We start from the raw sequence: 20443 nt of genomic DNA on the forward strand, positions 1-20443 counted from the left end.
AAATGGCGTTCTTGCTAGCGTGATGGTTGATTGGGCGCAAGCTGGATTGAAACCGCTGGACGCGTTCTTGCCCGCGTGGGCGAAGGACGCAAACGTCACTGAAAGCATGGGCTGCGCGTTGAGCTTGGACTGGATTCCACCCGCGCTTTTTGGTAGCAGACACCATGAACAATCGTCTGCCGCCCGCCTGGTCCAAACACTTGAAATCCGGCCCAGCGCCGAAACCCAGATGGCCACAGGCAAGCCCGCCTCTGCCGAGCCTCAAGCAGGCAAATTCGCTCGCCCGCGCACAGGCCGACGACGCTTTGCTGGCGAAAGCCTATGAGTGTCAACAAGCCAAACGACTCGATGAAGCGCAGGATCTATGTTTCCAGGTGCTGGCTCGAACGCCAAACCATCCGCTGGCTCTCTACATCATGGGCACCGTTTGCCTCGGCTACGACGATGAGGCGGCGCTGCGCTATTTCGGACGCGCGATCGCTGAGGAGCCTAAGAACCCTTACTACCATCTTAGCCTCGGCGAGGCATATGCCAAGCTGAGTGAATATTCGGCAGCGATCAACCATATTCAGTATGCCTTGGAAGTGCAGCCCGATCTCATAGAGGCGCTTTGCGCCCTGGGGCGCGTCTACACCCAGTTCGACAAACCCGACCTGGCTTTGCCATTGTACGAGAAGGCGCTGAAGATCAACCGCGACCATCCCAAGGCGCGGATCGGAATAGCGGCCGCGCTGACCGGTCTTGGGCGGATGGATGAGGCCGCTTCCTATCTCAAGGAGGCGATCGAACGCGGCATCGACGCGGCGGCCGCCTACTACGACCTTGTGCAAACCCGAAAGTTCACGGAGGAGCCCGCCGAACTCCAGGCGATCCTTCGTGAGCTGAACAGTCCGGGGCTTAAGCCGGAGGCCAGAGCCAGCCTCAACTACGCCGCCGGTAAGGTGGAGAACGACCTCAAGCGCTATGCGGAAGCCTTCGACCATTTCAAGAAGGCGAAGCAAGCGGAAGGTTACAAATTCGACATCGATCAGTACCGTCGATTCATAGACCTGACGATTGAAACCTTCACGCCGGAGCTGTTTGCCGCAAGGTCTGGCTACGGCAATCCTTCCGAAGCGCCTGTGTTCGTGGTGGGCATGCCGCGCTCGGGAACGACGCTTACCGAACAGATCTGCGCCAGTCATTCCGAGGTTCATGGCGCCGGGGAGTTGAGCAAGCTTAGACGAGTTGCGAATGCAATCGGCCTGCAACCCTCTGTCTCGGATTTCAACAAGCCGATCGGGACGATTACCGAAGGCTTGTCCAGGACGTTGGCGGAAGAGCACCTTACCTATCTGCGGGAGCGCGCTCCGACGGCGCAGCGCATCACAGATAAGATGCCGCACAATTTCGAATTGATCGGCCTTCTCACATTGCTCTTTCCCAAGGCGCGCATCATTCACTGTCGCCGCGATGCGATCGATAACTGCGTATCGTGCTATGTCCTGCCGTTCAGCTCGGCACACAGCTATAACACCGACCTGCAGGCGCTGGGCCTGTACTATCGCGAGTACGACCGCTTGATGCGTCACTGGAACGAGGTTTTCCCAGGCCGTATTTTCGAGAATCGTTATGAGACGCTTGTGGAGGACCAGGAGGCACAGTCGCGCCGGCTGATAGATTATCTCGGCCTGCCTTGGGATGATGCGTGCCTTCGTTTCTTCGACAGGGAAGGGGCCGTTACCACCCCCAGCCGCTGGCAGGTTCGTCAGCCGATCTACAAATCCTCCGTCAAGCGCTGGAAGAATTTTGAGGGCGAGATTAAACCGCTGATCGAAGCACTAGGCGACCTCGCCGACGTTTGATTTCGGCCACCGGAACGGGCTGCGGCGAGCCAGTTGCTCGATGCGAGATATTCTGACGACTTGGGCACTGCTGCCTTGACCAGTTCGAGGAATGAGAAGCACGCGATACGGGTCAGCGGTGATCGCTCCCTCCGTGGCCCGTCCTTCGGCAAATGCGAAGGCTGGAGTGGATGTCTTCCTCACAAGTGGAGAGACTGCAAGCTTCGACCCTCGATGCTGCGACGTTGACGATTGGCAACCGCGTTGGGGAGTGTTCGATCTGCTCCCAAGCGAAGAGACGTCGCGCAGGGTTAGAGTAGGGCAGTCGCATATGGAGTTTATCGGAAGGCCAACACAAGCCCGAGGATGACGCCAAGACATGCCGGGTGGTCCGAACTCCCAAAGCCATATACGACTGCCCTGAGGGTCAGAGGGGCTGTTCCCGCCGGAGTTGAAGCTCTTCACCGACGCTGCATTTCGACGGTGTGGAATGCCAAACGACGCCTTCGACATTGCTGATGCAACACCCAAACTGCGCCAGCGGTTTGGCACCTCACAATGCATGAAAACAGAAAGAAAAACCCCGGCGGCTGCCCGCCGGGGTTCTCTCGTCTTCCAGAAATATCTGGTCTTAGAAGTCGCGCTGGAAGCGGAGGATACCGCCGACGCTGTTCTTCTTGGTGGCCGGCGTAAAGGCAAAGTTCTCCGGACCAGCATCGCCAAAGCGACCTGCATGCAGGTAGTCGACTTCGGCCGTAACCGTGAAGCCCGGGACAACGGTGTAAGCGACGTTCGCGGCAACGCCGACGTTCTTCCAATCGTCAGCCGAGGCCTGGATGTTGAACGCGGTCTTCTCGTTGAACTTGTAGGTACGGCCGCCCCACACAGCCCAGTTGCCGCCCCACGGCTTGTAGAAGCCGCGACCGCCTGCATAGTGCAAGTAGGTGGTGTCGCTGAGGTTGTCATCCGTGCCGTAGCCCGCCATGATGAACAGCGACAGGGCGTCGTTGACATTCACGTCCAAGCGGACCTTGCCGGACACTTCCTCATAGTTGCTGTCATAGGCGATGACGCCGGTGATCGCGCCCCAGCCCTGCGTCCACTTCACGCCGCCGACGATGTGCGGCACATAGGAGTCGATCGCACCTGCGCCGTAGTAGTGGCCGTAGTTGGCGGCTGCACCAGCACCAACGCCGAGAGGATCCCTAAGAGTGCCCGCACCCGCACCTTCTTCGAGCGAGACCACCGCCGAGAAGCCGTTGCCGGCATCGAAGTAGTACTGCACGACGTTGGTGTCGAAGCCGCCATAGGGGATCAGCGTATCCTGGATGACGTTGCCGGCGTAGCCGACGAAGGTATCGAAAGCCGATTCGTCCTTACCGACGCGCAGGCCGCCGAGCTGGATCCAGGCAAAGTTCAGCGAGGTGCTGTTACCCGGGGCATTAACAAACGGGGTCGTGTCGCTGTTGCTGTTGCCGAAGTTCCAGCGGGTCTCGGTGTAGGTCTTCAACGTGCCGAGCTCGGTTTCCTGACCGGTCCAGGTCTTCAGCGTGAAGCGGGCGTTCTTCTTCCAGGTACCCTGGCTGTCGCCGTCCTGACGTCGGCGCCACGAGCACCGTCGAACGAGCCCAAATCGCCGCCAGCCGCATCGTAGCGGATGTAGCCACCGATGCGCAGGCAGGTTTCGGTGCCCGGGATGTAGAAGTAGCCGGCGCCGTAGACGTCGCAGATCTTGACGTATTCGGCCGGTTCCGGCTCGGCGACGGTCACCGCGTCGGCGGCGCGAGCACCGGAAACTGCGACGAGGGCCGCAGCTGAGCCGAGAAGAAGGCTCTTGATGTTCATTTTCTGACCTCCAGTCAGAATCGGACGGGAAAAACGAGCCAGTCCGACCTGCTTGGGAGTCAACTCATTGTTACTACGATTTTTTTTCGAAAAAATGAGTTCAGTATGTGCCCGCGACCATCTCACCAAAAACGTTTGTTGGCGAACGCATGGGCGGATCCGGATTTGAGGTAGCGCTCGAAAGAAGTCGCTTTGGCTTGGTCCGAGAAAGCGACGTAAGTGACGACTCGCCAGGGCCGGAACTTGGAAGTGTGATTGGATTTTCCGGAGTTATGGTCGACAAGTCGTTGCTTCAGGTCCGACGTGATGCCGATATAGCGCTCGCCCTCCGCGGCTTCGCTCTCAATCAGATACACGTACCACACCACCCGGCCCTCCTTCGCCAAGGCTTTGGAGGGCATCCTCTCCGCCATCCTGCTTCGCGTAAACGTTAGGGCTTGTCCTGCGAAGCTCGGACAGAAGCGGCGTTGGAACGTGTCAGCGAAGTGGAAGCGTTGTGGCCCTCCTTCGCCAAGGCTTCGGAGGGCATCCTCTCCGCCATCCTGCTTCGCGCAAACGTTGGGGCTTGTCCTGCGAAGCTCGGAGAGCGAAGCAGGATGGCGGAGAGGATGGGATTCGAACCCACGAGAAGCTTTTGACCTCTACTCCCTTAGCAGGGGAGCGCCTTCGACCACTCGGCCACCTCTCCGTCGCGCCGCTGGATAAAGAAAAGCGCGGGCACAATCAACAAGCCGGCGCGATAATCGGCGAAAAATCGGCGGACTTTCGCGCTCATGTCGCTTCAGGTGGCGATTCTGCGGCAATCGCCTGGCGGTCGACTCAGCCGCCCGCCGCATTTCGGTCGGTCCTTTGCCGGATTCGGGGGGATTCAGCCGGTGCGCGGCCCTCGATGGTTAACGAGAGCTTTCTGAGTGAGGCCAAATCGTGTCATTTGTGCAATAACGCCCGGCGATAGCGTCCGAACAGCCCGTGCGCCGATACGATCGTGGTTGAACGGCGCCGGCTCATGGGTAATGTCAGCTTCGAAGGAGCGGCGCGGTGCGCATCTTTTTCGGTAGTGGGGATGGGGCAGGGAACGCTGTCCTTCAGCAAAAATACCCAGACCCGTTTTTTAACTTTTGACTGGAGGTCAGAAAATGAACATCAAGAGCCTTCTTCTCGGCTCAGCTGCGGCCCTGATCGCAGTTTCCGGTGCTCGCGCCGCCGACGCGGTGACCGTCGCCGAGCCGGAACCGGCCGAATACGTCAAGATCTGCGACGTGTACGGCGCCGGCTACTTCTACATCCCGGGCACCGAAACCTGCCTGCGCATCGGTGGCTATGTCCGCTACGACATCGGCTTCGGCGACAATGAATCGTTTGATGGTGCGACGACCGTCGACAAGCAGGATGGCGATATCAACCACACCTGGCAGAAGAATGCCCGCTTCACGCTGAAGACCTGGACCGACCAGGAAACCGAACTCGGCACGTTGAAGACCTACACCGAGACTCGCTTCAATTTCGGCAACCAGGGTGGCTTGGGTCACACCTTCAGTATCGATGGCGTCAGTATTCCCGGTGGCACGGACAATTTCGCCTACAACAAGGGCGTCTCACTGAACTTCGCCTGGATCCAGCTCGGTGGCCTGCGCGTCGGTAAGGACGAATCGGCTTTCGACACGTTCATCGGCTACGCCGGCAACGTCATCCAGGATACGCTGGTTCCTTATGGCAGCTTCGACACCAACGTCGTTCAGTACTACTTCGATGCAGGCAATGGCTTCTCGGCCGTGGTTTCGCTTGAAGAGGGTTCTAGCAGCTACACTATCGACAGCTATGTGCCGCATGTCGTCGGTGGCGTGAAGTACACACAGGGCTGGGGTGCCATCACCGGTGTTGCAGCCTATGACAGCAACTTCGGAGAGTTTGCTGGTAAGGTCCGCTTGGACGTGAATGCCACCAACGAACTGTCGCTGTTCGTCATGGGCGGTTACGGCGGTGAGGATTTCAACGTTGGCGGCTTCCAGCCAAATCCGTCGGGGCACAACTTCTTCAAGCTTTGGGACGGCAACTGGGCTGTCTGGGGCGTGGCTCTTACAAGTTCAACGAGAAAGCCTCGTTCAACGTCCAGGCGTCGTATGACGAAGGCAAGAAGTTTGGCCTCGCGGCCAACGTTGCCTACACCTTGGTTCCTGGCTTCACGGTTACTGGCGAAGTCGACTACATCAATGCGTCCGCCAGCGACTATCATGGCAAGTTCGACGGCATCGGCGGCATGATCCGCTTCCAGCGCGACTTCTAAGGGCTGGACGTGCACAGGTGAAATCCAGCCCGGGCGTTTTCTTGCCCGGGCTGGATTTGTTTTCGTGACTGGGTGAGGGCAAACGAAAGACGAGAAGGGGGTACTGGTAGCTGAAGTCTGTGAAATGGTTTCGTCGGGATCCGCCGTCTGGCGGTTGAAATCATTTTGTCGGACAAAAACTCTTGAAAGGACGCTTCCAAGCGGGTAGCTGTGCCTATCCACTCGGGGGTGTGGTCAAAAAATGACGAACGAAGCGATTCAAGAGGGGGGGTCCTCTGCTCACTTTGCGGTCTTTTCTTCTCAGAACTCGAACTTTCGATACACGTACAACAAGTTCAGAGAAGTAAAGTCGTATAAGGTCGGGGAGCTTTTTGCAGCTTATCGAGATATACTCTGGGATGACGGGCGGCATAAATACAATGTCAGCTCTTTCATCGGTGAAATAGACGAGATTCTTCTTGGAGATCGTTTCAGCACCTTTGACCAGAATACCCTGGACAATCTTATCGGCACATTGCGCCAGCGCGGCAACAGCAACGCAACCATCAATCGCAAGATGGCTGCACTCAGCAAATTGCTGCGTAAGGCGCATAAGATGGGAGATATCCACAGCCTGCCAGAGTTCCGCCGCCAGAAGGAGCGGGCGGGACGGATTCGTTTCCTCGAGAGGGACGAAGAAGCGAGGCTGTTCGCGGCGATCAGGAGCCGCAGCGAGGATGCCTACCGGCTTTCCGTCTTCCTGGTCGACACCGGCTGCCGTCTCGGCGAGGCGCTCGGCCTGATCTGGAACGACATTCAGGAACACCGGGTCTCCTTCTGGATCACCAAGTCCGGCCGCAGCCGCACCATTCCGATGACCGAACGGGTCAAGGAAGTGATCAAGCTGCCGCCGAACACGGAAGGACGCCGGCCGAAAGGTCCCTTCACCAAGCTCACCCAGGCGCAGTACCGCGCGATCTGGAACGAAGCGAAGACGGAAGTCGGCCTCGGCGCCGACGAGCAGGTGGTGCCGCATATCCTGCGTCACACTTGCGCTTCCCGTCTCGTCCAGGGCGGTATCGACATAAGGCGCGTCCAGATGTGGCTGGGCCACCAGACCTTGTCGATGACCATGCGTTATGCGCACCTGGCCACCAACGATCTCGACGGCTGCGTCACCGTTCTCGAGAAACCGCGCAGTCAGGAGTCGTCGCCGCGGTCGGCGGAGAACTCTATGTTCGCTTCGCCCCTCACCACGCCGACCTCCGCCCCAGCGTCTCGGAAAGCGAAAGGGTCGGAACCGGCCAAGGCGCCCCGCAAGCGCTCGAAAGGCGAATAGGCCGGTCGGATCGGCCCGGCTGGCGGAGAAATTCTATACTTCAGGAGAAAAGCCCGGGCCGATGTAAGCTCGGGCTTCACTTTTGTGTGGCTCGATTTTCTTCTCGATCGAGAAATGCGCGATCCTTTCCGGCAAATCGCCGGTTTCGAGGAAGGGCGCGTGGCCCTGGCCTTCGACGGTGATCGATTCCATGCCGGGATGCCGCTCCTGCATCTCTTGAAGCGTCGCCGTGGATAGCAGTTTCGAGTTCGCGCCGCGAATGGCAAGCAGCGGAGTCGCGGCGAGCGCGTCAAATTGCGGCCACAGATCCGGCAGCGGCTTGCCGAAATCGATGCCGGCCAGCGTGTCGACCAGGGCCGGATCGAAATCCGGCACCCAGCCGGCCTCCGTCTCACGGCAGATTGCCCGGACCATCCGCGCCCAGTCGACATCGGTGAGCGCCGGGAAATCGGCGCCATGCACGCGCCGCTGAGCATCCACCGCTTCGGCGAATGTCTTCGGTTTCGGCGCGCGGTCGAGATAGGAGCGGATATGGGCGAGGCCCTCGACCCCGATCACCGGGCCGATGTCGTTCAGCACGATGGCCTTCAGGATGGCCGGCTTCAATGCCCCGAGCACATGGATGATCAACCCGCCGCGCGAGGTGCCGATGAAGGCGGCCTGCTCGATGCCGAGCGCCGACAGTCCGGCAAGCACGTCGCCAGCTTCGACCCCAACATTATAATGGCCGATATCGGGATCGTGGTCGGATTGCCCGCGGCCTCGGTAGTCGAAGGCGACGACTTTCCGCGGGTTCTTGGCCCGATTGGAAAGATAGAGCGCCAGCTCATGGAAGTCGCGGGCGTTGCGGGTGAGGCCGGGCAGGCAGACGACCGGCCAACTGCCGGCATTCGCTTCGCCATAGATCCGGGCATGGAGTCTTAAACCATCGGGGGCAGTGTAAAAGAAGTCGGAGAAACCTTCGCCGCTCGCCATCGCAATGCCGCTCCTCACTGGGGTCATCGACAGCTACAGGCGAAGGCAGGGGTCGTCAAACACTCTCCGTTCTCCCACAAGGGGAAAAGCGCTCAGCTCCGTCCGTTCACAAGATCCCCCACGATGTCGTATTTCCCCGAAATACGCATCTTGTAGACCTCGTAATTTTCCATCACGCGTTGCACGTAACTTCTTGTTTCGGTGTAAGGAATCCGCTCGATCCAGTCGACGACGGCGTCCACGTCCTTGCCGCGCGGGTCGCCGTATTTCGCCATCCACTGTGCGGCGCGGTTGGGGCCTGCATTGTAGCCGGCGAAGGTCAGCACATAGGAGCCGGCGAAGCGGTCGAGCTGCTCGCCGAGAAAGGCTGAGCCCAGCGTCGCGTTGTAGCCGGCATCGCTCGTCAGCCGCGCCTGCGAGAAACTCATGCCGGCCTTCTTCGCCAGCTGCTTGGCGGTGCCCGGCATCAGCTGCAGAAGGCCGCGCGCGCCGGCGCTGGAGACGGCGCCGACGTTGAACTCGCTCTCCTGGCGGGCGATGGCATAGGCAAGCGCCTTGCCGGACCCCGAAATATTGGCCGAATCGGGAATGACACCCAGCGGATGCGACAGCGCGCCGACATCGATGCCGCGCTGGGCGGCGATCTTGCCGACCTTCAGCGCCATGAAATGGTTGCCCTGCTTTTCGGCCAGCACCGCAAGCAGCGCCAGTTCGCCCGGACTGGTCAACTGCCCGGCAAGGTCGCGGTAGAGCGTTTCAGCGTAGCGGTCGTAGCCAGCCTCCTGCAGCCGCTTGATCGCGCTCACCGCCTCGCGGCCGTCAAAGCTCTGGCGGTCGGCGGCGCTCGGTTTCGGATAGACGATGTTGAGGGTCCTCAAGCCCACGCGCTCGCCCGCGAGCTGGCCGTAGAAGGTCGTGCCGTAGCTGGCCGCGCGCGTGAAATAGTCCTTGGCGCTGCCTGGACCGCCGACTTCCGCCGCGCGGCCGAGCCAGTAATAGGCGCGCGACAGCGACACCGGTCCCTGGGCGAGCTCGGTGATGCGCTTGAAGTGGGTGGCGGCGGTCGCCGGATCGTTGAGGCCGCGCAGCGCATACCAGCCGGCGTGGAATTCGGCCTCGGCGGCATTTGCCGGGCTTTCGGCCGCATGCATGGAGACGATTTTGTAGGCGGTCTTCATGTCGCCCTGGTCGACCAGCTCGCGCGACAGCACGCGGCGCTCGACCCACCATGCATCGGGGTCGACCAGCGCTTCGCGATCGGTCGGCGCCTTCATCACGACAGCAGCGGCGTCGGCGAATTTCTGCTGCTTGCGCAGATATTCGGCCTCGGCGAAGAAATAGCCTGCCGAGCGCTGCGCCGCGGGCACCGCCTTCAACAGCTTGGCGGCGTTCTTGTCGCCCTTGTCGGCGGCCGCCCACGCATCCGCCAGCGGCTGCGCGCCGGCGAGGCCGGCGACCCGCAGCGCCGAGGAGGGCCGGTCGGCGTAGAACATGCGCTCCATGCGGTAGCGATGGTCGGCCGCCGGAATCAGCGTACCGAACTCCTTGATGATGGCATTCTCATCTTTGGCTTCCAGCTTTTCGCTGCGCCAGAACGGCACCAGCACCGCGCGGGCGGCGGCCTGGTTGCCAAGCGCCACCTGCGAGCGGGCAAGGATGATGACGCCCTCGGGCGTCAGCGGCTGGCTGCGGCCGAAGGCCTGAACCACCACTTGCGGCGGCGGGTTTTCGCGATAGAGCGCACGCTCGCTGTTCTTGCGCAGCGCGATCGTGCCCGGCCACCCGGGAAGCATCTTGGCGGCATCGGCAATCTCGCCGCTCGGCACCTGGTCGCCTCCATAGAGCGCGATCGCCCAGGCGAGGATATGCCTGTCGAGCGAAGTGGCGGGCAGCGTGTCGCGGGCATTGCGCGCGCCGGCAATGTTGTTGGCGGCAAGCGCGTCGAGGCCGCTCTTGAGGTGTGCTATGTCGGTAGACGGCGCTGTGGGGCCGAGCGCCTGCGGTGCATCGGGACCCGGGATCGAGGCTGTCATGCGCGCGTCGACGCTGCCGCCGATTGCCATGCCTGGCATCAGCGCGACGATCGCTCCCAAAAGCGCGAAAAGATGTGGCCGCCTCATCGGCATTTACGATCCTAGCACATCGTCAGCAGGCGCGGGCACTTGAGACCCGACGCGAAGCCTAAACCTAGGTCGTGAAGGGCTCGTAAACAAAAGGTTATCGAGGCCGTTCGAATGGCGCTTGCTGGCACTACGCCGATGCTTGCCGCTGAACCATGTCGAGACTATGGTGCGCGGCTTCGCTTTCGGTTAGAAGGCGCGCAAATAAGATGCCGACGCGTGTCGCCCAAAGCGGGAACCGGTTTTGGGTAACGACATGCATAAACGAACAAAGTTCCAAGGAGTTTGGACGATATGCTGAGAGGCTCGCTCACCGCGCTCGTGACACCGTTCGAAAAGAGCGGGCGCTTCGACGAGAAAGCCTTTCGCGCTTTCGTCGAATGGCAGATCGCCGAGGGCACCAAGGGCCTCGTTCCCGTCGGCACCACCGGCGAGTCGCCGACGCTCTCGCATGAGGAGCACCGCCATGTCGTGAAGGTCGCTATCGAGGTGGCCAAGGGCAGGGTTCCGGTCGTGGCCGGCGCGGGCTCCAACAACACCGAAGAAGCTGTCGGCCTGGTGAAGTATGCCGAACAGGCCGGCGCCGATGCCGCCCTTGTGGTCACGCCTTATTACAACAAGCCGACGCAGCGCGGCCTTTATGAGCATTTCGCGGCCGTTGCCCGCGCGACCAAGCTGCCGATCATCATCTACAACATTCCGCCGCGCTCGGTGATCGACATGACGCCGGAGACGATGGGCAGGCTGCGCCACGATTTCAAGAACATTGCCGGCGTCAAGGATGCCACCGGCAAGGTCGAGCGTGTCTCCGAGCAGCGCATGACCTGCGGCAAGGATTTCATCCAGCTCTCCGGCGAGGATGCTTCCGCGCTCGGTTTCAACGCTCATGGCGGCGTCGGCTGCATCTCGGTGACGTCCAACGTCGCGCCGCGGCTCTGCGCCGAATTCCAGGAAGCGACGCTCTCCGGCGACAGCGCCAGGGCGCTCGAGCTGCAGGACCGGCTCTTGCCGCTGCACAAGGCGATCTTCATCGAACCCGGCGTATCCGGCGCCAAATACGCGCTGTCGAAGCTGGGCAAGGTCGAGAACGTGGTCCGCTCGCCACTGGTGACGGTCGAAGCTTCTACCGCCGAGAAGCTCGACGCGGCGCTTAAGCATGCCGGCTTGATTAATTAGCGAGACCGTCTGGAAACTCTACTCCTGCGGCCATCTGAAGGCGCCACCTGCGCTTCCGGTACTCGCGTACTATATGTACGCTCCGCTCCGGTTCTCGGTGACACCTTCACCTGACTCGCAGGAGCGAGTTTCGAAACGGACTCTGGACGTCATGAATCAAGTCAAGAAAGCCGACCCCAACAACAGGACGGTCGCCGAAAACCGCAAGGCGCGCTTTTCCTATGAGGTGCTCGACACGATCGAGACGGGCTTGGTGCTGACCGGCACCGAGGTCAAGTCGCTGCGCCAGGGCCAGGCCAACATCCAGGAAAGCTACGCTTCGGCCGAGGGCGGCGAAATCTGGCTGATCAATTCCTATCTTCCGGAATATCTGCAGGCCAACCGCTTCAACCACGAACCGCGCCGCCGCCGCAAATTGCTGGTGTCCAAGCGCGAGATGGCGAAACTCTCGCAAAGCGTCGAGCGCGAGGGCATGACGCTGGTGCCGCTGAAAATCTATTTCAACGATCGCGGCCGCGCCAAGCTGCTGCTCGCGGTTGCCCGCGGCAAGAAACTGCACGACAAGCGCGAGACCGAAAAGCAGCGCGACTGGTCGCGGGAGAAGGGCCGGTTGCTGAAGGAGCGCGGCTAAGCTCCCGGGCCGGCCGCACCCGGTCGCCCGAAAAAAGCCGCCGGCCGGTTCTCTGGTCCGGCGCGTACGCGCCTTCCGACGGGGGATGTCTTGGGCAAGCGGATTGTGTTGTGGGGCCTTGGGGGCTTGGTCGTTGCCTGTGCCGTAGCGGCGGGTGCGTTCTTCTGGTTCCGTGGCTTTTCGCCGGACCGCACCGAGTTCCCGATCCGGGGCATCGACGTTTCCCATCATCAGGGAAAGATCGACTGGCCCCGCGTCGCGGCCGACGATGTCGCCTTCGCCATCATCAAGGCGACCGAAGGCGGCACCCATGTCGACACCCTGTTTGCGGCCAATCTGCGAGAGGCGCGCGCGGCCGGCCTGGCGGTCGGCGCCTATCACTTCTTCACCTTCTGCCGCCCAGGCGCCGATCAGGCGCGGAACTTCATTGCGGTGGTGCCGCGCGACGCGCCGCTTTTGCCGCCGGTGGTCGACATCGAGTTCGGCGGCAACTGCCCGCAACGGCCGTCGCCCGAGCAGTTGAACGCCGAGCTTGCCGCTTTCCTCGGCCCGGTCGAGGCGGCGTTCGGCAAGCAGGCGATCTTCTATCTGACCGATGAAGCGGCCGACGCCTATTCCGGCAGCATCATGACCCGTCAGCGCTGGCTGCGTTCGCTGGCGATAAAGCCGCGCGAGAACGACTGGATCTACTGGCAGTATCACAATATGGGCCGCGTCGACGGCATCAAAGGCGATGTCGATCTCAACGTCCTGAAGGGCGGTCGCGAGATGCTGGCTGAGTTGTTTGCACCGACGCCTTGAATTGCCCGGCCGCCGAATGGCTGCCGCATCGCTGACGGGCTCAGGATCCGCTGGGCGCAGGCGCGCTCGAACGTTTGCCTGCAATACGTCCTCCGACCGCTGACAGGCCCATCCCGACCGCCATGATCGCGATGGCCGCGAACTGGATCGCCAGTGGCGTTTCGCCGAGTATGGCCATGCCGATAAATACCGTGGCAATCGGAACGCCCGGCAGGAACAGCGACGCCATCTGCGGCCCCAACTGCCCGACGACATAGGTATAGAGGAACATGGCTGCCGCGCCGGCCAGAATCCCCTGGATCACGATCTGACTGATGATCTCCGTGGCGGCTGCGGCATGGATATGGCTTGGTGCGACGAAATAGAGAACCGGCAACGGCAAGCACGACAGAAGCACCACCGCAGCCGTCGCCGTGACCGGATCGGCACGCCACCGCCGGACAAGAACGGCATAGGTCGAGAACATCAGCCCCGATCCGATGAAAAGCATATCGCCGAAGAGGACGCCGCCGGTGCCGCCACGCCCCGGCGCAATGAACAGCACCAGGCCGGCGATGATCGCGACGACACCGATGGTCCGTTGCTGCGGAGCGCTCTCGTTGAAGACGATGCGTGACAGCAGGAACGAAAAGAAGACGATCGACGCTGGACAAAGCGCCGCCGCATGGGCGGCAGGGGCATAGGTCAGGCCCCAATTGATGATCAGCGGATAAGGCAACCCGGCCAGCGCCGCCAATGCCAGAGCTCGTCGCCAACCAAGCGCCCTCATGCTCGCAAAGCCGCTGCGCCAGACGATCGGCAGAAAGATCACGCCCGCGCCGCCAATGCGCAAGGCGGCCAGATCCGTCGCCGTCAGGTGCTCCCGGAGGCTGAAGCGGGCGGCGACGAATTGGATGGCGTAGATGCCGATCATGATGAGGCCGGCGATAATCGCCAGTCTCGCTTTTCCTGCGTCTGCCACGACCTGCCGCCCCCTAATGTCGCCAGCGGTGGAGACGGTCTCCACCGCTGCGGCGAAAGCGCAGGCTATTGTCTGGGCTTCTGCGTTGAAATACCCTCTTTTTGGAAAATGGTAGCGGAATTCACATCAAAAAGGCCATTCTAACGTGAATCCAGAAGCAAGCGATCTCGACGAGGTCGACCGCAGTCTTCTTCGGCTTTTGCAGGAGGATGGGCGCCGCACAACGCTTGATCTGGCGGCGCGTGTCGGCCTGTCGCCGACCGGCACCAGCATGCGGGTGAAGCGGCTGTTTCGGGAAGGCTATATCACCGCAGTCAGGGCCGTGCTGGATCCCGCCAAGATCGGGCGCGGCACGCTCGTCTTCATCGAGGTTCGCCTCGATCACACCGCGCCTCATATTTTCGAACGCTTCGCCGAAGCGGTGACCAAGGCGCCCGAGGTTCTCGAGTGCCACATGGTCGTCGGTGGCTTCGACTATCTGGTCAAGGCGCGAATTTCGGAAATGGCCGCCTATCAGGATTTTCTGACGCGGGTCATTCTCGTGCTGCCGGGAGTGAAGGAGACGCACACCTATGCCTCGATCGGCGACGTGAAGCCGCATGCACTGCTGCCGGTATAATCGCCGGGCCCACCGGGGCACTCTGAATCTAGGTCTTCAGGAACGCCGCGATCTCCTTGAACACGCTGACGAACATCTCCTCCGTCAGCACACCCGTATTGGTGTTGTAGCGCGAGCAGTGATAGCTGGAAAACAGCGCGATGCCGCTGCCGGCTTCCTGCCGCCCGCCATGTTGGAACGGAAAGGCTGCGACGCGCTCACCCAACGCCCGCGCCGTCGACTGATGCGCGATCGAACCCAGCGTCAGGATGGCGCGAAGGTTGGGGAAGCGCGCGATCGTGGATTTCAAAAAAGTCCGGCAGGTGGCGATCTCGGCGCCCACCGGCTTGTTCTCCGGCGGCACGCAGCGCACCGCATTGGTGATGGCCGTGCCGACAAGCTCGAGCCCGTCATCCGGCCTTGCCTTGAACTCGCCGCGCGCCAGGCCGTGCGTGATCATCGTGCCGTAGAGCAGGTCGCCGGCATAGTCGCCGGTGAAGGGGCGTCCCGTGCGGTTGGCGCCGCGCAGGCCGGGCGCCAGCCCTACGATCAGGAGTTTGACCGAATTCTCGCCTTCCGGCGGCAGGAAGGTCGGCACCGGCGCGTTGAACCAGCCCGGCTCACGCTCGCGCCAGGCGGCGATGAAATCATGCAGCCGCGGGCAAAGCGGGCAGTCACGGTCGGGTTCGGGGGAGGGCGCGGCGCTCAAGGCCGCAGTCCGTCAATAATCGTCCTCGTCGACTTCGGCGGGTTCCGGCCGGCGCACCGGCCGCTCGGACGGATCGCGGCCGACTTCGCTCTTCAGCGTCATCAGGTCGATGAAATGGTCGGCCTGGCGGCGCAGGTCGTCGGAGATCATCGGCGGCTGCGAGGCCATGGTCGAGATGATCGATACCTTGCGGCCGCGCCGCTGCAGCGCCTCGACCAGCGTGCGGAAGTCGCCGTCGCCGGAGAAGATGACATAATGGTCGACGACATCGGCAAGCTCCAGCGCATCGACGGTCAGCTCGATGTCCATATTGCCCTTGATCTTGCGGCGGCCGGTCGAGTCGGTGAATTCCTTGGCGGGCTTCGTCACCACCTTGAAGCCGTTATAGTCGAGCCAGTCGATCAGCGGCCGGATAGAGGAATATTCCTGATCCTCGACCAGCGCGGTGTAGTAGTAAGCGCGCAGCAGGTAGCCGCGCTTCTGGAAGCTCGACAGGAGCTTGCGGTAATCGATGTCGAAGCCCAGCGCGCGGGACGTGGCGTAGAGATTGGCACCGTCGATGAAAAGAGCGATCTTTTCACGGGGATCGAACATTGAAAAACATCCCTTTCGAAAATTTCTGTCGTCTAAAAGCGTTTGACGAATAGGTCCGGCAAATGGACCTCGGTGCCGTCACATCCGAGATAACGCGCAATTTGTGGATATCCAAGGGCACGGCCCGCATTGCAAGCAATTGTGATCGCGACTATGTAGGCGCCATCATGGCGCGCTCCGATGATGAGCCGGCAAGGGACCGCAAAGTTGGCGCCGGCGCCATAAAGCTTGTATTTCGCCCGCGCCCGCGTTATGGAGCGCGCCAGCTTTCCACCAAATCCATCGCATGAAAGGGGCAGTCCATGGCCCGCGTAACCGTTGAAGATTGCATCGACAAGGTCGACAACCGTTTTGAACTCGTGCTGCTCGCCGGCCATCGCGCCCGCCAGATCAGCCAGGGCGCGCAGATCACCGTTCCGCGCGACAACGACAAGAACCCGGTCATTGCGCTGCGCGAGATCGCCGAGGAGACGCTGTCGCCCGACGACCTCAAGGAAGACCTGATCCACTCGCTGCAGAAGCATGTCGAGGTCGACGAGCCGGAGGCCGAGGGTGAGGCGATCACCGACCAGACCGGCGCGACCGCTGTCGCAGCCGACACCGACGAGGCTGAGGAAAACATCGCCTTCGACCGCATGAGCGAGGAAGACCTGCTCGCCGGCATCGAAGGTCTGGTGCCGCCGGAAAAGAGCGACGACTACTAAGGGCTTATGACAATTCTGCTCAGCTGGTTGTTGAGCGGATTCTGAAAAGCTTCCGAGTTCGCCTGGATCAAGCATCCGGCACTTCCGTCTCGTAAGTTTCGTGGCTATCTATGGGATGCGTCGCACGCCAGTGCGACGCATCAATCATTTCAGCACCGCGAGATCCCGCCATGATGCGTCAGTATGAGCTTGTCGAGCGCGTCCAGCGCTACAAGCCTGACGTCAACGAGGCGCTGCTCAATAAGGCTTACGTCTATGCCATGCAGAAGCATGGCCACCAGAAACGCGCCTCGGGCGATCCTTATTTCTCGCATCCGCTCGAAGTCGCCGCCATCCTCACCGACATGCACATGGACGAGGCAACCATCGCCGTTGCCCTGCTGCACGACACGATCGAGGATACGACCGCGACCCGCGCCGAGATCGACGAGCTCTTTGGCCCCGAAATGGGCAAGCTGGTCGAGGGTCTCACCAAGCTGAAGAAGCTCGATCTGGTCTCCAAGAAGGCCGAGCAGGCGGAGAACCTGCGCAAGCTTCTGCTCGCGATCTCCGAGGACATTCGCGTTCTTCTGGTCAAGCTCGCCGACCGCCTGCACAACATGCGCACGCTCGACCATATGCCCGAGTCCAAGCGCCTGCGCATCGCCGAGGAGACGATGGAAATCTATGCGCCGCTGGCTGGGCGCATGGGCATGCAAGGCATGCGCGAGGAGCTGGAGGAAATCGCCTTCCGCTACATTAATCCGGAGGCCTACCGCGCCGTCACCGCAAGGCTTGCCGAGATTTTCGAGCGCAACAAGGGCGTCCTGCAGGAGATCGAGACGGCGCTGTCGGGCCTGTTCGAGAAACACGCCATCAAGGCGAGCGTGAAGAGCCGGCAGAAGAAGCCGTGGTCGGTGTTCCGCAAGATGGAGGCCAAGGCGCTTTCCTTCGAGCAGCTCTCCGACATTTTCGGCTTCCGTGTCGTGGTCGATAAGGTCGACGACTGCTACCGCGCGCTTGGCGCCATCCACACCACCTGGTCGATGGTGCCTGGCCGCTTCAAGGACTACATCTCGACGCCGAAGCAGAACGACTATCGCTCGATTCACACCACCATCGTCGGCCCGTCGCGCCAGCGCGTCGAATTGCAGATCCGCACCAAGGAGATGAACAAGATAGCCGAATATGGCGTCGCCGCGCATTCGATCTACAAGGATACCGGCGGCAAGATGAACGGCACGGGTCATGCGATCTCCAGGGAGACCAACGCCTATGCCTGGCTGCGGCGCACCATCGAGCAACTGGCCGAAGGCGACAATCCGGAGGATTTCCTCGAGAACACCAAGCTGGAGCTGTTCCAGGACCAGGTGTTCTGCTTCACGCCCAAGGGCATGCTGATCGCGCTGCCGCGCGGCGCGACCCCGATCGACTTCGCCTATGCCGTCCATACCGATGTCGGCGACACCTGCGTCGGCGCCAAGGTCAATGGCCGCATCATGCCGCTGATGACGGAATTGAAGAATGGCGACGAGGTCGAGATCATCCGCTCCAAGGCGCAGGTGCCCCCCGCCGCCTGGGAATCGGTCGTGGTCACCGGCAAGGCGCGCGCCGCCATCCGCCGCGCCACCAAGAACGCGATCCGCAAGCAATATTCCGGCCTCGGCGCCCGCATCCTGGAGCGCGCCTTCGAGCGCGCCGGCAAGACTTTTACCAAGGAGAGCCTGAAACCGGTGCTGCACCGGCTGGCGCGCAAGGATATCGAGGACGTGCTGGCTTCCGTCGGCCGCGGCGAACTGAGCTCGACCGACGTAATGAAAGCAGTCTTCCCCGACTATAAGGACGAGCGCGTCACCGTCGCGCCGCCCAAGCAGCGCGAAGAAGGCTGGTCGAAGATCCGCAACGCCGCCGGCATGCTGTTCCAGATGCCCGGCACCCGCTCCGCGCGCAAGGACAGCAAGAACCAGCAACGCGACGGCGCGGTCCCGATCCGCGGCGTGCGCGGCGATCTGCCGGTGCGCTTCGCGCCGGAAGGCGCCGTGCCCGGCGACCGCATCGTCGGCATCATCCAGCCGGGAACCGGCATCACCATCTACCCGATCCAGTCGCCGGCGCTCCAGGCCTTCGACGACCAGCCCGAGCGCTGGATCGATGTGCGCTGGGACATCGACGAGCGCACCAAGGAGCGTTTCCCGGCGCGTATCTCGGTCACCGCCATCAACGCGCCGGGTTCATTGGCCGACATCGCCCAGGTGGTGGCGTCCAACGACGCCAACATCCACACGCTGTCGATGATACGCACCGCACCCGATTTCACCGAGATGCTGATCGATCTCGAGGTCTGGGACCTGAAACATCTCAACCGGCTGCTGTCGCAGCTGAAGGACAATTCGAGCGTCAGCGATGCGCGGCGCGTCAACGGCTAAATGCGGATTGAAGGGGACGAAAATGAACACCGACGAAGTGCTGGGCATTTTCCGCGAGGCCGGCGCCGTTCTCGAGGGTCATTTCATCTTGACGTCCGGCCTGCGCAGTCCGGTCTTCTTGCAGAAGGCCCGCGTGTTCATGCATGCCGACAAGACCGAGCGCCTGTGCAAGGCGCTGGCCGAGAAGATACGCAAGGCGGTGCCGGGCGGGATCGATTATGTCGTCGGCCCGGCCATCGGCGGCCTGATCCCGGCCTATGAAACCTCGCGTCATCTGGGTGCCCCGGCGATCTGGGTCGAGCGGGAAGGGGGCGAATTCAGGCTGCGCCGCTTCGAGATCGCCCAGGGCGCGCGCGTCGTCATCGTCGAGGACATCGTCACCACGGGCCTGTCGATTCGCGAGACCATCGATTGCCTGCGCGGGCTCGGCGCCGAAGTCGTGGCGGCCGCCTGCATCATCGACCGCTCGGCCGGCAAGACCGATGTCGGCGTGCCGCTGATCGCGCTTGCCGAATATGAGGTGCCGGCCTATCCCGCCGACCGCCTGCCGCCGGAACTTGCCGCCATTCCAGCCGTTAAGCCCGGAAGCCGCAACATCTGACCCCGCAATGTATGAAAACAAGCACTTGGCCGTGCCGCTTCAATCTCTCCGCCAGCCGCCCGTGCCGGGGTTTTCATGATCGCCGGTATCGACCATTTCCTGCTGACGGTCCGCTCGCTCGAAGCGACCTGCGCCTTCTATCAGCGCGTGCTCGGCATGCGGCGGCTCGATGAACCGAACCGGCCGACCGCGCTTCTGTTCGGCTCGCAGAAGATCAACTTGCACGAAATCGGCCGCACCTTCGAGCCGAAGGCGAAGGCGCCAACGCCGGGCTCCGGCGATTTCTGCCTCGTGGCTGCAGTGCCGCTTGCCGAAGTCCAGGCAAGCCTCGAAGCCAATGGCGTGACGGTCGAGGTCGGCCCCGTCGAGCGCACCGGCGCGCGCGGCACGATGATGTCAGTCTATTTCCGCGATCCGGACGGCAATCTGGTCGAGGTCAGCGAGTATCCGTTCACCTGAGATCGAGCCGCATGGCGCAGCGCTGATCCAAAGCTATGCCGTGCTCGGCCTCATCGCCGAGCAGGCTGGCCAGCCGTCCGTCGATCTCGGCATCTTCCAGAATGCGAAATCCGAACTTGCGGTAGAAGGGCGCATTCCAGGTGACGGCGCGAAACGTGGTGAGCGTCACCGCGGCCAGGCCGCGCCGCCTGGCGTCCGCGACCGCCCGTTCGAGCAGGGAGCGGCCGATGCCTTGGCCCTGCCGGTCGAGGCGCACGTCCAACTCCCAGATGTGCAGCGCATCGCCCTCGATCCCGGCGCTCAGGAAGCCGACCGGCCGGTCCTTCTCGTCTGCGGCAACCCAGCATGCGCCCGCGGCGAGAGCGCGCGGTGTCGCTCGATGCTGACATTGTCGCCGTCGGCGAGCCACGCCAGTTCCGCGATGGCGCGGAACGCCAGC

The 20443-nt window shown here is 62.0% G+C and carries 19 protein-coding genes, 1 tRNA gene and 2 pseudogenes; 12 read left to right on the forward strand and 10 right to left on the reverse strand.

The features are described 5' to 3' along the window. Positions 1 to 164 precede the first annotated feature (164 nt). Complete coding sequence (locus LB528_RS15805; protein ID WP_224715456.1) at positions 165 to 1844, forward strand: tetratricopeptide repeat-containing sulfotransferase family protein; 1680 nt, start codon at positions 165 to 167, stop codon at positions 1842 to 1844. Positions 1845 to 2454: 610 nt separating this feature from the next. Here the strand turns inward: LB528_RS15805 and LB528_RS15810 are convergent. The 4 genes and pseudogenes from LB528_RS15810 to LB528_RS30215 all read right to left on the reverse strand — a co-directional run bounded on the left by LB528_RS15810 (position 2455) and on the right by LB528_RS30215 (position 4443). Continuing rightward, positions 2455 to 3668: pseudogene (locus LB528_RS15810) on the reverse strand (porin). Positions 3669 to 3790: 122 nt separating this feature from the next. Beyond that, positions 3791 to 4069 carry a GIY-YIG nuclease family protein gene (locus LB528_RS15815; RefSeq protein WP_263483979.1) on the reverse strand — a complete coding sequence of 93 codons (279 nt, stop codon included), beginning with the start codon at positions 4067 to 4069 and terminating at the stop codon, positions 3791 to 3793. 196 nt (positions 4070 to 4265) lie between these two features. Next, positions 4266 to 4356: transfer RNA gene (locus LB528_RS15820), tRNA-Ser, on the reverse strand. Further along, positions 4318 to 4443 carry a hypothetical protein gene (locus LB528_RS30215; protein WP_263483978.1) on the reverse strand — a complete coding sequence of 42 codons (126 nt, stop codon included), beginning with the start codon at positions 4441 to 4443 and terminating at the stop codon, positions 4318 to 4320. Before LB528_RS30215 ends, LB528_RS15820 begins: the two co-directional genes overlap by 39 nt. Before the next feature lie 361 nt (positions 4444 to 4804). Here LB528_RS30215 and LB528_RS15825 point away from each other — a divergent pair. Together LB528_RS15825 and LB528_RS15830 are read left to right on the forward strand one after the other, a co-directional pair. Further along, positions 4805 to 5952 (forward strand): annotated as a pseudogene (locus tag LB528_RS15825) (porin). A 241-nt stretch (positions 5953 to 6193) separates the two neighbouring features. Continuing rightward, the gene (locus tag LB528_RS15830) at positions 6194 to 7270 is read left to right on the forward strand and encodes a tyrosine-type recombinase/integrase (protein WP_224715457.1); all 1077 of its coding nucleotides are present in this window, start codon (positions 6194 to 6196) and stop codon (positions 7268 to 7270) included. Between the two features lie 33 nt (positions 7271 to 7303). Here the strand turns inward: LB528_RS15830 and LB528_RS15835 are convergent, their stop codons facing one another. Further along, positions 7304 to 8245, reverse strand: coding sequence for an alpha/beta fold hydrolase (locus tag LB528_RS15835; protein WP_224715458.1), 942 nt, complete (start codon positions 8243 to 8245; stop codon positions 7304 to 7306). A 92-nt stretch (positions 8246 to 8337) separates the two neighbouring features. Further along, positions 8338 to 10371, reverse strand: a complete 2034-nt coding sequence (locus LB528_RS15840; protein WP_224715459.1) for a lytic transglycosylase domain-containing protein — start codon at positions 10369 to 10371, stop codon at positions 8338 to 8340. Positions 10372 to 10659: 288 nt separating this feature from the next. Here LB528_RS15840 and dapA point away from each other — a divergent pair, with 288 nt between their 5' ends. The 3 genes from dapA (at position 10660) to LB528_RS15855 (ending at position 12973) form a co-directional block, all read left to right on the forward strand. Continuing rightward, the gene (gene dapA / locus LB528_RS15845; protein WP_224715460.1) at positions 10660 to 11541 is read left to right on the forward strand and encodes a 4-hydroxy-tetrahydrodipicolinate synthase; all 882 of its coding nucleotides are present in this window, start codon (positions 10660 to 10662) and stop codon (positions 11539 to 11541) included. Between the two features lie 151 nt (positions 11542 to 11692). Beyond that, a complete protein-coding gene (gene smpB / locus LB528_RS15850; protein ID WP_127877696.1) occupies positions 11693 to 12172 on the forward strand; it encodes an SsrA-binding protein SmpB in 480 nt (159 codons plus the stop codon). Positions 12173 to 12262: 90 nt separating this feature from the next. Next, positions 12263 to 12973, forward strand: a complete 711-nt coding sequence (locus LB528_RS15855) for a GH25 family lysozyme (protein WP_224715461.1) — start codon at positions 12263 to 12265, stop codon at positions 12971 to 12973. A gap of 40 nt (positions 12974 to 13013) precedes the next feature. Here LB528_RS15855 and LB528_RS15860 read toward each other — a convergent pair whose 3' ends face one another. Next, the gene (locus LB528_RS15860; RefSeq protein ID WP_224715462.1) at positions 13014 to 13934 is read right to left on the reverse strand and encodes a DMT family transporter; all 921 of its coding nucleotides are present in this window, start codon (positions 13932 to 13934) and stop codon (positions 13014 to 13016) included. 145 nt (positions 13935 to 14079) lie between these two features. Between LB528_RS15860 and LB528_RS15865 the strand changes: the two genes are divergently transcribed. After that, complete coding sequence (locus tag LB528_RS15865) at positions 14080 to 14553, forward strand: Lrp/AsnC family transcriptional regulator (protein WP_224715463.1); 474 nt, start codon at positions 14080 to 14082, stop codon at positions 14551 to 14553. Positions 14554 to 14581: 28 nt separating this feature from the next. Here the strand turns inward: LB528_RS15865 and LB528_RS15870 are convergent, their stop codons facing one another. Next, complete coding sequence (locus LB528_RS15870; protein ID WP_224715464.1) at positions 14582 to 15241, reverse strand: uracil-DNA glycosylase; 660 nt, start codon at positions 15239 to 15241, stop codon at positions 14582 to 14584. Between the two features lie 12 nt (positions 15242 to 15253). After that, the gene (locus LB528_RS15875; protein WP_040984251.1) at positions 15254 to 15835 is read right to left on the reverse strand and encodes an NYN domain-containing protein; all 582 of its coding nucleotides are present in this window, start codon (positions 15833 to 15835) and stop codon (positions 15254 to 15256) included. Positions 15836 to 15897: 62 nt separating this feature from the next. Here LB528_RS15875 and LB528_RS15880 point away from each other — a divergent pair, with 62 nt between their 5' ends. From LB528_RS15880 to LB528_RS15900, 5 genes are all read left to right on the forward strand, one after another. Further along, a complete protein-coding gene (locus LB528_RS15880) occupies positions 15898 to 16125 on the forward strand; it encodes a hypothetical protein (protein WP_224512450.1) in 228 nt (75 codons plus the stop codon). A 12-nt stretch (positions 16126 to 16137) separates the two neighbouring features. After that, a complete protein-coding gene (rpoZ, locus tag LB528_RS15885; RefSeq protein ID WP_224512452.1) occupies positions 16138 to 16539 on the forward strand; it encodes a DNA-directed RNA polymerase subunit omega in 402 nt (133 codons plus the stop codon). A gap of 170 nt (positions 16540 to 16709) precedes the next feature. Further along, complete coding sequence (locus tag LB528_RS15890) at positions 16710 to 18944, forward strand: RelA/SpoT family protein (RefSeq protein WP_224715465.1); 2235 nt, start codon at positions 16710 to 16712, stop codon at positions 18942 to 18944. A gap of 22 nt (positions 18945 to 18966) precedes the next feature. Then, on the forward strand, positions 18967 to 19545 hold the full coding sequence (gene pyrE / locus LB528_RS15895) for an orotate phosphoribosyltransferase (RefSeq protein ID WP_224715466.1): 579 nt from the start codon (positions 18967 to 18969) through the stop codon (positions 19543 to 19545). 75 nt (positions 19546 to 19620) lie between these two features. After that, on the forward strand, positions 19621 to 20004 hold the full coding sequence (locus LB528_RS15900) for a VOC family protein (RefSeq protein WP_224715467.1): 384 nt from the start codon (positions 19621 to 19623) through the stop codon (positions 20002 to 20004). On the opposite strand, the gene LB528_RS15905 is transcribed toward LB528_RS15900, so the two are convergent. After that, positions 19997 to 20413, reverse strand: a complete 417-nt coding sequence (locus tag LB528_RS15905; protein ID WP_224715468.1) for a GNAT family N-acetyltransferase — start codon at positions 20411 to 20413, stop codon at positions 19997 to 19999. The two genes, LB528_RS15900 and LB528_RS15905, sit on opposite strands and share 8 nt — an antisense overlap. Between the last annotated feature and the right edge of the window lie 30 nt (positions 20414 to 20443).

The sequence above is a fragment of the Mesorhizobium sp. CA4 genome, from assembly GCF_020165075.1.
In the GTDB taxonomy this organism is placed as follows: domain Bacteria; phylum Pseudomonadota; class Alphaproteobacteria; order Rhizobiales; family Rhizobiaceae; genus Mesorhizobium.

Bases quoted from the DNA above. Each gene is read 5' to 3' on its own strand.
- LB528_RS15805 (WP_224715456.1), top strand. From the start codon at position 165: ATGAACAATCGTCTGCCGCCCGCCTGGTCCAAACACTTGAAATCCGGC.
- LB528_RS15815 (WP_263483979.1), bottom strand. From the start codon at position 4,069: ATGCCCTCCAAAGCCTTGGCGAAGGAGGGCCGGGTGGTGTGGTACGTG.
- LB528_RS30215 (WP_263483978.1), bottom strand. From the start codon at position 4,443: ATGAGCGCGAAAGTCCGCCGATTTTTCGCCGATTATCGCGCCGGCTTG.
- LB528_RS15830 (WP_224715457.1), top strand. From the start codon at position 6,194: ATGACGAACGAAGCGATTCAAGAGGGGGGGTCCTCTGCTCACTTTGCG.
- LB528_RS15835 (WP_224715458.1), bottom strand. From the start codon at position 8,245: ATGGCGAGCGGCGAAGGTTTCTCCGACTTCTTTTACACTGCCCCCGAT.
- LB528_RS15840 (WP_224715459.1), bottom strand. From the start codon at position 10,371: ATGCCGATGAGGCGGCCACATCTTTTCGCGCTTTTGGGAGCGATCGTC.
- dapA (WP_224715460.1), top strand. From the start codon at position 10,660: ATGCTGAGAGGCTCGCTCACCGCGCTCGTGACACCGTTCGAAAAGAGC.
- smpB (WP_127877696.1), top strand. From the start codon at position 11,693: ATGAATCAAGTCAAGAAAGCCGACCCCAACAACAGGACGGTCGCCGAA.
- LB528_RS15875 (WP_040984251.1), bottom strand. From the start codon at position 15,835: ATGTTCGATCCCCGTGAAAAGATCGCTCTTTTCATCGACGGTGCCAAT.
- LB528_RS15880 (WP_224512450.1), top strand. From the start codon at position 15,898: ATGGACCTCGGTGCCGTCACATCCGAGATAACGCGCAATTTGTGGATA.
- rpoZ (WP_224512452.1), top strand. From the start codon at position 16,138: ATGGCCCGCGTAACCGTTGAAGATTGCATCGACAAGGTCGACAACCGT.
- LB528_RS15890 (WP_224715465.1), top strand. From the start codon at position 16,710: ATGATGCGTCAGTATGAGCTTGTCGAGCGCGTCCAGCGCTACAAGCCT.
- pyrE (WP_224715466.1), top strand. From the start codon at position 18,967: ATGAACACCGACGAAGTGCTGGGCATTTTCCGCGAGGCCGGCGCCGTT.
- LB528_RS15900 (WP_224715467.1), top strand. From the start codon at position 19,621: ATGATCGCCGGTATCGACCATTTCCTGCTGACGGTCCGCTCGCTCGAA.